Origin of the sequence: Streptomyces sp. NPDC052052 (assembly GCF_040680455.1) — a bacterium.
GTDB lineage: Bacteria > Actinomycetota > Actinomycetes > Streptomycetales > Streptomycetaceae > Streptomyces.
On record NZ_JBFAWU010000013.1, the window covers coordinates 77,755 to 90,032 of the forward strand.

Annotated in this window: 8 protein-coding genes; 6 read left to right on the plus strand and 2 right to left on the minus strand. The window is 72.8% G+C overall.

Annotation, left to right across the window (positions count from 1 at the left end):
- Positions 1–10 precede the first annotated feature (10 nt).
- Positions 11–1,468: an SWIM zinc finger family protein gene (locus AB0L71_RS17570; RefSeq protein WP_365243458.1), complete on the minus strand. Its 1,458-nt coding sequence runs from the start codon at positions 1,466–1,468 to the stop codon at positions 11–13.
- Between the two features lie 292 nt (positions 1,469–1,760).
- Here AB0L71_RS17570 and AB0L71_RS17575 point away from each other — a divergent pair, with 292 nt between their 5' ends.
- From AB0L71_RS17575 to sucD, 5 genes are all read left to right on the plus strand, one after another.
- Entirely contained in the window at positions 1,761–2,873 is a 1,113-nt protein-coding gene (locus AB0L71_RS17575) for an AAA family ATPase (RefSeq protein ID WP_365243460.1), read from the plus strand.
- Positions 2,870–5,410: a DUF5682 family protein gene (locus AB0L71_RS17580; RefSeq protein WP_365243462.1), complete on the plus strand. Its 2,541-nt coding sequence runs from the start codon at positions 2,870–2,872 to the stop codon at positions 5,408–5,410. Before AB0L71_RS17575 ends, AB0L71_RS17580 begins: the two co-directional genes overlap by 4 nt.
- On the plus strand, positions 5,407–6,621 hold the full coding sequence (locus tag AB0L71_RS17585; RefSeq protein ID WP_365243464.1) for a VWA domain-containing protein: 1,215 nt from the start codon (positions 5,407–5,409) through the stop codon (positions 6,619–6,621). The genes AB0L71_RS17580 and AB0L71_RS17585 overlap by 4 nt, the downstream gene beginning before the upstream one ends.
- 342 nt (positions 6,622–6,963) lie before the next feature.
- Entirely contained in the window at positions 6,964–8,145 is a 1,182-nt protein-coding gene (gene sucC, locus AB0L71_RS17590; RefSeq protein ID WP_365243466.1) for an ADP-forming succinate--CoA ligase subunit beta, read from the plus strand.
- 21 nt (positions 8,146–8,166) lie between these two features.
- The gene (gene sucD, locus AB0L71_RS17595) at positions 8,167–9,051 is read left to right on the plus strand and encodes a succinate--CoA ligase subunit alpha (protein ID WP_365243468.1); all 885 of its coding nucleotides are present in this window, start codon (positions 8,167–8,169) and stop codon (positions 9,049–9,051) included.
- A gap of 136 nt (positions 9,052–9,187) precedes the next feature.
- Here the strand turns inward: sucD and AB0L71_RS17600 are convergent, their stop codons facing one another.
- Positions 9,188–10,543, minus strand: coding sequence for a sigma factor-like helix-turn-helix DNA-binding protein (locus AB0L71_RS17600; protein ID WP_365243470.1), 1,356 nt, complete (start codon positions 10,541–10,543; stop codon positions 9,188–9,190).
- A 128-nt stretch (positions 10,544–10,671) separates the two neighbouring features.
- Here AB0L71_RS17600 and AB0L71_RS17605 point away from each other — a divergent pair, with 128 nt between their 5' ends.
- The gene (locus AB0L71_RS17605) at positions 10,672–12,276 is read left to right on the plus strand and encodes a DUF6350 family protein (RefSeq protein ID WP_365243675.1); all 1,605 of its coding nucleotides are present in this window, start codon (positions 10,672–10,674) and stop codon (positions 12,274–12,276) included.
- Positions 12,277–12,278 lie beyond the last annotated feature (2 nt).

A 12,278-nucleotide genomic window follows, 5' to 3' on the forward strand; every position in this document is an offset into this window, starting at 1 on the left:
TCCTGCGGAGTCAGATGAGCAGCACGGCCCCGGACGGTGTCTCGAGGTCGCCGGAGCCCCTGCCCGCCCCCGCACGGGCCTCGGTGTCCGTATCCGGTCCGGTGTCCGTGGGCCAGGCCGTCAGGGGCTCGAACCCGCGGTGGCCGCACTCGCCGAAGACCGTGACCGGGGAGCCGCCGGAGAGAGCGACGAGCTTCCAGAGCCCGGGTCGGGACAGCGCCGCCGGGGCGACGGGCAGGGCCGTGTCGCCCGCCGCGTCGGCGAGCTGCCAGCCGGTCCCGGACGGCACGGGTATGACGTCGCGCAGGGTCACGGGCCAGGTGTCCAGCCAGGGGTCGTCCCGCAGGGCGTCCCCGTACGCGCGGATCGCGGCCGCCGTCGAACCGCCCGGTGGGAGCGTGCCGCCGGGTGACGGGGCACCGAACTGTCCGCCCAGCTCCGCCCGCAGCTGCCCGGCGCCCGGATGGGGCGTGATCTCGGCGTCGATCGTGGCGCCCACCGGCAGCGCCGGCCCGGGGGAGCGCCCGGCCGCTCCGTAGGACAGGAGCAGTGCTGTGCGGCCCGAATCCCTCCCGTACAGCCAGATACGGCGGGTGACGACCCTGCCGTCCGGTGTGTCGTACTGGGCGAGGACCAGCCAGTGGTCGCGGACCGGCGGGCCCTCCGCGGGGGCGGTCAGTCCCACCCGGGTCCGGACCGTGGCGGCCAGTGGCTCCGGCAGTCGGTCGATTCCCAGCCAGGCGGTGTCCAGCAGATGCAGCAGCGCGCACTCCTCCAGCAGCCGGGCCGGCCAACCCGGCCCGGACGCCGGGACGGAGCCCAGCTCCCTCACCCGCGCGGCCAGGCCGGGAGCCTGGGCGTCGACCATGCGGGCCGCCGTCTCCTCCCACAGGGTGTAGCCGGGCTGATCGACCGCGGCCAGCCCGCCGCGCACCAGATCCGCCAGCCGCTGCTCCAGCTCCTGGGCGCCGTCGCTGATCCGCCCGGCCCGGCGCTCGGCGCGCCGACGGGCGGCCGCCGGGTCGGCCGGGCCCGTGGCCGGGGCGCCGCCGGCTCCCGGCTCGCCCCTCCCCGGCGTGGCGGCCGCGGGGTCGCGACGGCTCGTCAGCCACGCGTCGGCCCAGTCCGGCACCTCGCCCGTGGGCAGGGCCGATGCGCCCGAAGCCCAGACCAGCAGCAGACCCAGGGCGTGCTTGCACGGGAACTTCCTGCTCGGGCACGTGCAGGTGCAGGCGGGCCCGGTGGTGTCGACCACGGTCTGGTACGGCCTGCTGTCGCTTCCCCTGCACCGCCCCCACACCGCACCCGAACCGTCACACCCGCAGCCGGACCACGCACCGGCCGTACCGAGCCTGCTCCCCGCCCTGCGTGAGGCCTCGTCAGGAGCCAGGGCCAACACCTGTTCCGCTGTCCAGCGCGCTGCCGGATCGGCGGTGCGCAAGGGTTCTCCCCCGTGAGAAAGCAGCATGGGAACGACGGTAGACCGCGCCACTGACAATCGATCCGACCTGCTCTTTCGTCGGCGTACAAGCCACTTGACCCGACCGTCCGCCCGCGACGCGCCGCGGGACGCGAGGTCGTCGAGGCGGCCGAGGGGCACGGGCCCTCACCGCGGGCGGCTGCGCCGCGGTCTCGTCGATCACGGAATGACGCACCGTCAGGAGGGATTGAACCGCCCCCGACCTGCGGTCCGGGCCGATTGTCAGTGGCGTGGTGCACGGTGGGAACCACATCGGGGCGACCGATCTGGAGGGGGATCCATGACCGTGTCCGAAACCAGCGCCGCCGTAGGGGTGCAGGCTCTGCGACCGCATGCCGAGGATGCCTTCGCTCATGAGCTGAAGGCCCTTGCCGCAGCCGACGACCGTCCGCGGCCCGCGCGTTGGCGGCTGTCGCCCTGGGCCGTCGCCACCTATCTGCTCGGCGGTTCCCTGTCCGACGGCACGGTGATCACTCCCAAGTACGTCGGACCGCGGCGCCTCGTCGAGGTCGCCGTGACCACGCTGGCCACCGACCGGGCGCTGCTCCTCCTGGGCGTTCCCGGCACGGCCAAGACCTGGGTCTCCGAGCATCTCGCGGCCGCCGTCAGCGGGGATTCGACCCTGCTCGTCCAGGGCACGGCGGGCACCCCGGAGGAAGCCGTCCGTTACGGCTGGAACTACGCACAGCTGCTCGCGCACGGCCCCAGCCGGGAGGCCCTGGTGCCGAGCCCGGTCATGCGCGCCATGTCCGGTGGCATGACCGCGCGGATCGAGGAACTCACCCGTATCCCCGCCGATGTGCAGGACTCGCTGATCACGATCCTCTCGGAGAAGACGCTCCCCGTCCCCGAACTGGGCCAGGAGGTCCAGGCGGTCCGCGGCTTCAACGTCATCGCCACCGCCAACGACCGCGACCGCGGGGTCAACGAGCTGTCCAGCGCACTGCGCCGGCGGTTCAACACCGTTGTGCTGCCCCTGCCGGCCACCCCGGACGCCGAGGTGGACATCGTCTCCCGGCGCGTCGACCAGATCGGGCGTTCGCTCGACCTCCCGGCCGCACCCGACGGCCTGTCCGAGATCCGACGTGTCGTCACCGTCTTCCGCGAACTGCGCGACGGTGTCACCACCGACGGCCGGACCAGGCTCAAGTCCCCCTCGGGGACGCTGTCGACGGCCGAGGCGATCTCCGTCGTCACCAACGGCCTCGCACTGGCGGCACACTTCGGCGACGGGATACTGCGCCCTGGTGACGTGGCGGCGGGCATTCTCGGCGCGGTCGTCCGGGATCCTGCGGCCGACCGGACGGTCTGGCAGGAGTACCTGGAGACCGTGGTCCGGGAGCGGGACGGGTGGAAGGACTTCTACCGCGCCTGCCGTGAGGTATCCGCATGACGGGGGCCGAGCGTGGTGCCGGACCGCTGCTGCTGGGGGTGCGGCACCACGGGCCGGGCTCCGCCCGGGCCGTCCGCGCGGCCCTGGAAGCCGCCCGTCCGCAGGCGGTGCTCGTCGAGGGGCCGCCCGAGGGCGACGCACTGCTGCCGCTCGCCGCCGACGAGCAGATGCGGCCGCCGGTCGCGCTGCTCGCCCACGCGGTGGACGATCCGGGGGTGGCGGCATTCTGGCCGCTGGCCGCGTTCTCGCCCGAGTGGGTGGCGATCCGCTGGGCGCTGGTCCATGACGTGCCGGTCCGGTTCATCGACCTCCCCGCGGCGAACTCCCTGGCCATGACGGAAGCAGCGGAACGCGATCCGGTCCCGGACGGGCACGGAGGTGGAGACGGGGACGCAGCCCCGGACGGGAGGCCGGCCGCGGGCGACGCACCCGTGCTTGCTCCGGTCGACCCCATCGGTGTCCTTGCCGGGGCGGCGGGCTACGACGACCCGGAGCGCTGGTGGGAGGACGTCGTCGAACACCGCACCCAGGGCGGTGGGGCCGACGATCCACGAGCACCGTTCGCCGTGCTGGCCGAGGCCATGACGGCGCTGCGCGAGGTGTACGGCGACGGCGGACACCCTCATGACACCGTGCGGGAGGCGTACATGCGCCTGCAACTGCGCAAGGCCGTGAAGGAGTTCGGCGACGACGTCGCGGTCGTCTGCGGTGCGTGGCATGTGCCCGCGCTCGGTGCGAGGACCACACTCGCCGCCGACCGGGCCCTGCTCAGGGGACTGCCCAGGATCAGGGCCGAGCTCACCTGGGTGCCCTGGTCGAACCGGCGGCTCGCCCGGCACAGCGGATACGGAGCGGGCGTCGACTCGCCCGGCTGGTACGAGCACCTCTTCGAGACCATCGACCGCCCGATCGAGCGGTGGATGACCAGGGCCGCCGGACTCCTGCGCGACGAGGACCGGTTCGTGTCGTCCGCCCATGTCATCGAGGCCGTCCGGCTCGCCGGGGCCCTCGCCGCCGTGCGCGGCCGCCCGTTGGCGGGACTGAGCGAGACGACCGATGCGATCCGGGCGGTGATGTGCGAGGGCTCCGATGTGCCGCTCGCGCTCATCCAGGACCGGCTGGTCGTCGGCGGGACGCTCGGCGAGGTGCCGGACACCGCTCCCGCGGTACCCCTGCAGCGCGACCTCACCCGCCGGCAGCGCACACTCCGGCTGAAACCAGAGGCCATGGAAAGGGAGTTGGAGCTCGACCTGCGCAAGGAGACCGACGCGGCCCGCAGTCGGCTGCTGCACCGGCTGCGGATCCTCGCCGTCGGCTGGGGTGAGCCCACCACGGGCCGGACCAGCACCGGCACCTTCCGGGAGAGCTGGCGGCTGTGCTGGGAACCCGAGCTGTACGTTCGGGTCGCCGAGGCCGGGACCTGGGGCACCACCGTGCTCTCGGCGGCGACCGCCAAGGCCGAGTACCGGGCGGTTTCGGCGACCATGCTCGCCGAGGTCACCGCCCTTGCCGAGCACTGCCTCCTCGCGGAACTGCCCGACGCGCTCCCCGTGGTGATGCGGGCCCTCGCCGACCGTGCCGCACTGGACACCGATGTCGGCCGTCTCGCCGACGCGTTGCCCGCACTGGCCCGCACCCTGCGCTACGGCGACGTGCGGTCCACGGACACGGCGGCGCTCGGTGAGGTCGCCGCCGGGCTGGCCGAGCGGATCTGTGTCGGACTGCCACCCGCCTGCACCGGACTGGACGCCGACGGCGCCGCCGAACTGCGCCGCCGGGTGGACGCGGTCCACGGTGCGATCGGACTGCTCACCGGAGCCGATCGGCCGGATGCCACCGAGAACGGGCTGCGCGAGCGCTGGACCGCCGTCCTGCGCAGACTCGCCTCCCGGGACACGGTCGCGGGCGTGATCCGGGGCCGGGCGGCCCGCCTGCTGCTGGACGAAGGACGGCTCGCGGAGGACGAGGCGGCACGGCTGATGGGCCTGGCCCTGTCCCCGGGCACACCCCCGGCCGACGCGGCGGCCTGGATCGAGGGATTCGTCGGGGGAGCCGCGGGAGGAGGCATGCTCCTCGTCCACGACGAGCGCCTGCTGGGCCTGGTCGACGCCTGGCTCACCGGGATGCCCGCCGACACCTTCACCGATGTGCTGCCGCTGTTGCGCCGCACCTTCTCCGCGTACGAAGCGGGTGTCCGGCGCACGCTGGGCGAACTCGTACGGCGCGGCCCGGCCGCCGGAGCGCCGGCCACCGGGACCGCGGCGACGGCACCCGGCTTCGGGCCCGGACTCGACGGAACCCGGGCGGAGGCGGTGGTGCCCGTGCTGCGTCTCCTGCTCGGCCTGGACGGCGTCACCGGTCCGGACCCGGGTGGCGCGGCACCGGACCGGAGAGCTCCGGACCGCACCGGCCGGGGCGCGGGAGGCCTGGGCGAAGAGGACCGGCGCAAGGGAGACCGGGGCGGGGGACACCGGGACGACAGGCGCCCGGACCAGCGAGCCGTACACGTCGAGGAACCACTGGGGGCAACGGGATGACCACGGACACCGCCGGCACCGCATCGCACCCGGCCCCCGCCCCACCCTCCGTCCCGGCGGAGGACGAGCGTCGGCGCCGGTGGCGCCTGGTCCTGGGCGGGGACAGCGCGGAAGGCACCGGTTCCGCCCTCACCGGACGGGACGCCGCGATGGACGATGCGCTGACCGCCCTGTACGGCGGCGGAGGGAAGCAGGGCCGCGGCGGGACCAACCGCTCGGGCGGCCTCGGTGCCTCCGCCCCCTCCGTGGCCCGCTGGCTCGGCGACATCCGCACCTACTTCCCCAGCTCCGTCGTCCAGGTCATGCAGCGCGACGCGATCGACCGGCTCGGCCTCTCCGCGCTGCTCCTGGAGCCGGAGATGCTGGAAGCCGTCGAGGCGGACGTCCACCTCGTCGGAACGCTCCTCTCGCTCAACGAGGCCATGCCCGAGACGACGAAGGAGACCGCACGGGCGGTGGTCCGCACGCTCGTCGACGCCCTGGAGCAGCGGCTTGCCACCCGCACCCGGACCGCACTCACCGGTGCGCTGGACCGCTCGGCCAGGATCGAGAGACCCCGTCACCGCGACATCGACTGGGACCGCACCATCCGGGCCAACCTCAGGAACTACCTCCCGGAGTACGGCACCGTCGTTCCCGAGCGGCTCATCGGCCACGGGCGGGCCGCGCAGTCCGTCAGGAAGGACGTCATTCTCTGCATCGACCAGTCGGGGTCGATGGCGGCCTCCGTCGTCTACGCGTCGGTCTTCGGCGCGGTGCTCGCCTCGATGCGCGCCCTGCGCACCCGACTCGTCGTCTTCGACACCGCGGTGGTCGATCTCACCGACCGGCTCGACGACCCCGTCGACGTACTCTTCGGCACCCAGCTCGGCGGCGGCACCGACATCAACCGGGCGCTCGCCCACTGCCAGTCGAAGATCACCCGCCCCGCCGACACGATCGTCGTCCTCATCAGCGATCTCTTCGAGGGCGGTATACGCGACGAGATGCTGAAACGGGTCGCCGCGATGAAGACGTCCGGGGTGCAGTTCGTGACGCTGCTCGCCCTGTCCGACGAGGGCGCGCCCGCCTACGACCGTGACCACGCGGCGGCCCTCGGGGCCCTGGGCATCCCGGCGTTCGCCTGCACGCCGGACCTCTTCCCGGAGGTCATGGCGGCGGCGATCGAGAAGAGACCGCTGCCCGTACCGGACCAGGACACCCGGCCATGACCCGGGGGTCCAAGGGCGAGCCCGCCGCACGGGGGCCGGACGGGGACGGTCCTCCGCACCCCGCCCGACCGTCCGGTCAGGTGACCGTTCGAGCTGGACCGCGCGAGTGTTGATTTGTCCAGTGCGGCCCAGGTATCGGCGGGATCTGTGACCGTTATCACCGCTCAGGTGTGATCTGCGATTTAGGGTCCTGTCGAGCGCGGGGATAACCTGCGAGATGGACATGCCGCGTATCCGGGTCACCGTGTGCGCATCCCTGGTGACAGAGCAGTCACATTGCCCCTCGCGGCACGCCCACGCAGAAAACGAACCGCGAGACCATTGATTAAGGGACGGACGCGCGTGGACCTGTTCGAGTACCAGGCGAGGGACCTCTTCGCCAAGCACGGTGTACCGGTGCTGGCCGGTGAAGTCATCGACACGCCTGAGGCAGCCCGCGAGGCGACCGAGCGACTGGGCGGCAAGTCGGTCGTCAAGGCGCAGGTGAAGGTCGGCGGCCGCGGCAAGGCCGGTGGCGTCAAGCTGGCCGCCACCCCCGACGAGGCGGTCGCCCGTGCGACCGACATCCTCGGCATGGACATCAAGGGCCACACGGTCCACAAGGTGATGATCGCCGAGACCGCGCCGGAGATTCTTGAGGAGTACTACGTCTCGTACCTCCTCGACCGCACCAACCGCACCTTCCTGGCCATGGCCTCGGTGCAGGGCGGCATGGAGATCGAGGAGGTCGCTGCGAAGACCCCCGAGGCCCTCGCGAAGGTCCCGGTCGACTCCAACTCCGGCGTCACGATCGAGAAGGCCCGCGAGATCGTCGCCCAGGCGAAGTTCCCGGCCGAGGTCGCCGAGAAGGTCGCCGAGGTCCTGGTGACGCTGTGGGAGACCTTCGTCGCCGAGGACGCGCTCCTCGTCGAGGTCAACCCGCTCGCCAAGGTCGCCTCCGGTGACGTCATCGCGCTGGACGGCAAGGTCTCTCTCGACGAGAACGCCGACTTCCGTCAGCCCGAGCACGAGGCGCTCGAGGACAAGGCCGCGGCCAACCCGCTCGAGGCTGCCGCCAAGGCCAAGAACCTCAACTACGTCAAGCTCGACGGCGAGGTCGGCATCATCGGCAACGGTGCCGGTCTGGTCATGTCGACGCTGGACGTCGTCGCGTACGCCGGTGAGAACCACGGCAACGTGAAGCCCGCCAACTTCCTCGACATCGGTGGCGGTGCCTCCGCCGAGGTCATGGCGAACGGCCTGGAGATCATCCTCGGCGACCCGGACGTCAAGTCCGTCTTCGTCAACGTCTTCGGTGGCATCACCGCCTGCGACGAGGTCGCCAACGGCATCGTCCAGGCGCTCGCGCTGCTCGAGTCCAAGGGCGAGGAAGTCACCAAGCCGCTGGTCGTGCGCCTCGACGGCAACAACGCGGAGCTGGGTCGCAGGATCCTTTCCGACGCCAACCACCCGCTCGTGCAGCGTGTGGACACCATGGACGGCGCGGCCGACAAGGCCGCTGAGCTCGCCGCGGCTGCGAAGTAAGGGACGAGGGACTCCAACAGCATGGCTATCTTCCTCACCAAGGACAGCAAGGTCATCGTCCAGGGGATGACCGGTGCCACCGGCATGAAGCACACCAAGCTCATGCTCGGTGACGGCACCAACATCGTCGGTGGCGTGAACCCGCGCAAGGCCGGTACGTCGGTCGACTTCGACGGCACCGAGGTACCCGTGTTCGGGACCGTCGCCGAGGCGATGGAGAAGACCGGCGCGAACGTGTCGGTTCTCTTCGTGCCGCCGGCCTTCGCCAAGGCCGCCGTCGTCGAGGCGATCGACGCCGAGATCCCGCTCGCCGTCGTGATCACCGAGGGCATCGCCGTCCACGACTCCGCCGCCTTCTGGGCGTACGCGGGCTCGAAGGGCAACAAGACCCGGATCATCGGTCCGAACTGCCCCGGTCTCATCACCCCCGGCCAGTCCAACGCCGGCATCATCCCGGGCGACATCACCAAGCCCGGCCGCATCGGTCTGGTGTCCAAGTCCGGCACGCTGACCTACCAGATGATGTACGAGCTCCGTGACATCGGCTTCTCGTCCGCCGTCGGCATCGGTGGCGACCCGGTCATCGGCACGACGCACATCGACGCCCTCGCGGCGTTCGAGGCCGACCCCGACACCGACCTGATCGTGATGATCGGTGAGATCGGTGGCGACGCCGAGGAGCGTGCGGCCGACTTCATCGCGAAGAACGTCACCAAGCCGGTCGTCGGCTACGTCGCGGGCTTCACCGCCCCCGAGGGCAAGACCATGGGCCACGCCGGTGCCATCGTCTCCGGCTCCTCCGGCACCGCGCAGGCGAAGAAGGAGGCCCTGGAGGCCGCCGGCGTCAAGGTCGGCAAGACGCCGACCGAGACCGCCAAGCTGGCGCGCGAGATCCTCGGCGCCTGATCGCTTCACCGCGGCGGAGCAGCACCTCAAGGAGCGCCTCACCGCACAGACGGCGCGGGCCCGTACCCCCTGATCGGGGTACGGGCCCGCGCCGTTTCGTCCGTGCCCCCCGGAGGGACCTGTGGGTCACTATGAGTCAACCGGCGTCCGGGACCAGCCGTCCCGGCCCCGGCACGAGTTCGCCCTGAAGCTTCTCCTGCAACGTCCGGTCCTGCGGGGTCAGCTGCTCAGGACCGCCCCGCGGCGGCACTCCGACGACCTTCCGGGCGGGTGACTGGGGGGCCTCGTACCGGCTCGGAGCCGTTGCCACGGTGAACAGCGTCAGACCGATGAGCACCGCCGCGAAGGCAAGGGTGGCCCTGGTCCACCGCCGGGCCCTGCGCTCGCTGCCGGTACGGACCAGGTCGGGCGAGGGCAGCGAGGCGGCCGGCTGGGCCTGGGCGAGTGCGTCGAGCTGCTGGTGCAGGAGCTCCGACTGCGCGGTGGGGGACGGCTGCTCCGCCAGCCCGGGAAGCTGTTCGGCGACCGCGGCGCGGGCGTTCACCAGCCTGCTCGCCGCCGCCGGAGTGCTCGCCTCCGTCTCCGCCGCGGTCTCCGGCAGCCCCAGGCCGACACCGTCGTGGAGCAGCAGGGTGCGGCGGTACGACGGCGGGAGGTCGAGCAGGGCGTCGAGCAGGGCGCGTGCACCGGGTTCGGCGGGCGGCGGGTCGAACGTGCGGTGCGCGCGGCGCAGCCGGTGCCAGGGCGACAGCGCGTACTCGTACGCCGCCGCCCTTACCCAGCCCGGTGGGTCGGCGTCCACCGCGACCTCCGGCCAGCGTTCCCAGGCCAGCGCGAAGGCCCGTGCGACCGACTCCTCGGAGAGGCGCCGACGCCCGGTCAGCAGAAACGTCTGACGGACGAGGGTGGCCGCACAGGTCGTGTACAACGCGTCGAACGCTTCGGCCGCCGCTTCGGGTGTTTCAGGTGTTTCGGGTGCATCGGGTGCGTCGGGCTTTTCCCGCGCTTCCGTGGCGTCGGGTTCGTCAGCGGGTTCGTCGACCGCAACGGCTGCCGCATGCGCGGTACGGCCGGGAGCCGCCTCGTCCGTGCCGGAAGCTACGGAAGCGCCGGACACCACGGATACGAGCGGTGCGGCGGATGTGCCAGGTGCTTCGGATGTGCCAAGCGCGGCGGACCTCCCAGGCGCGGCGGGCGCCTCGGACGGTTCGGAACCGGTCTCCGGCTCGGTCTCCGGCTCGGCCGGAGCCGTGGCGGTGCTCCCGGCCGCTTCGCCAGTACGGTGGCGGCTGGTCAGCCTGGCGTACGTCTCGCGCTTGCGCTCCCGGGGTGTGGTGCGGCCCGTCTCCCCGGACCGGACCGTCACCCGGGTGACACCCACTGCCGCCGCGGCCTGCTTCTCGCTCAGCGACCTCGCCTCGCGCAGTCTGCGCAGCTCCTCGGGCAAGGGGAGCGGTTGGGTCTCGGACGCATCGGTCGAGCTGTGCGTCATGAACGATCCCCTGCGGGCCGAGGACACGGGGAGAAAAAGTACATAACCACATATTGAGCGACACAGCGGCTATTTACCTGTTACACGAAATAAGTGCGTGTCGTTGGGAGCATGGCGGTGTGACCCAAGTGACCGAACACAGCCCGTTGTTGTCCGCCGACCGGGGCCGGTCCGCCGTGCGAGCCCTCGGCTTCCTGCGCGGCATGCTCGCGGCCGGGCTCGGCCTGGGCGCGCTCACCGTCCTCGTCCTGGCGTTGTGGATCAGCGCTCCGGCCCCTGACGAAGGGCTCGGTGACACTCTCCGCACGGCGGCCGGGCTCTGGCTGCTCGCCCATGGCGCCGAGCTGGTCAGGTCTGGCACGCCCACCGGGGTCCCCGCCCCGGTGGGCGTCTTCCCGCTGCTGCTCACGGTGGTGCCGGTGTGGCTGGTGCATCGCGCCGCCCGGGACGTTCTGATGCCCGGAGAGGGGCGCCGGGCGCCTTCGGCAGCGGGTGCGTTCGTCATGGTCGTCGGCGGGTACGGGCTGGTCGGCGCCGCTGCCGCGGCCTGTGTCCGGGAGGGGGCGCTGTCCCTGTACGCACCGTCGTCGCTCCTCCTGCCGGCTCTTGTGGTGGCCGGTGCGGCGGCCTCCGGGGTCTGGACGGCGGCCGGGCGCCCGTTCGGGCCGCTGCCGTCCTGGGTGCCCTGGAGCCTGAGCGAGTGGTGGGCCCGCGTCCGGTTCGCGGAGCGCGTGCAGGCGGCGTGCCGGTCGGCGGCGGCCGGGGCGGTGGTGCTGCTCGGTGGTGGGGCGCTGCTGGTCGCAGCCGCGCTGGTATGGCATGCGCAGGCAGCCCGGGCGTCGTTCGCCCAGCTCTCGGATGGTGGTGTGGGGCAGATCGCGGTGCTGCTCCTCGCGCTCGCACTCGTGCCGAACGCGGCGGTGTGGGGTGCCGCGTACGGGCTCGGGCCGGGCTTCGCGCTCGGCACGGCGTCCACGGTCACCCCGCTGGCCTTCTCGGGACGCCCGGCACTGCCCGTCTTCCCGCTGCTTGCCGCGGTGCCGGACCGGGGCCCGGGGACGGCCGTGAACTGGGCGGCCGGCGCGGTGCCGGTCGTGGCCGGGCTGACGGTCGCCTGGTTCACGGTGCAACGGGCCGCGCCCGCCCGTTGCATGCGGGAGGAGGCGTGGAGTCGCCGGGTGACCGCGCAGGCGGCCGGGCTGGGGGCGGTGGGGTGCGGGCTCCTCATGGCGGTGCTCGCCGCGTTCGCGGGCGGACCGCTCGGCACCGGGGCGCTGGCCGATTTCGGTCCGGTGTGGTGGCTCACGGGTGCGGCGGCCCTGGCCTGGACGGCGCTGCTCGGTGTACCCGGCGCGCTGCTCCTGCGGGCCTGGCGGCTGCGCGGCCAGGCGCGTCAGGAGCCGGCGGGCGGTGACCGGCGGTGGTGGAAGCGGTCCGGCCGCAGGGGCGGGGAGGGGGACGGGGACGGGGTGTCCGAGCCGTCGGCCGGACCGGGAGCCGTTGCCGTACCCGCATCCGTCCGGGCCGCACCCGCCGCACCCGCGGCCCCGCCTTTCCCACCGGCCGCCGGTACCGGTGCCGCCCCGGCCTTCCCCCCGATCGTCGGTGCCGCCTCGGCTTCCCGGCCGGACCCGCGGAGTGACGATTCCGGGTCGTACGACTTCCTGCCGACCGGCCCCTGGAAAGCGCGGACGGACCCGCCTCGCGAGGCGGGTCCGTCCTTGAACCCGTAGAT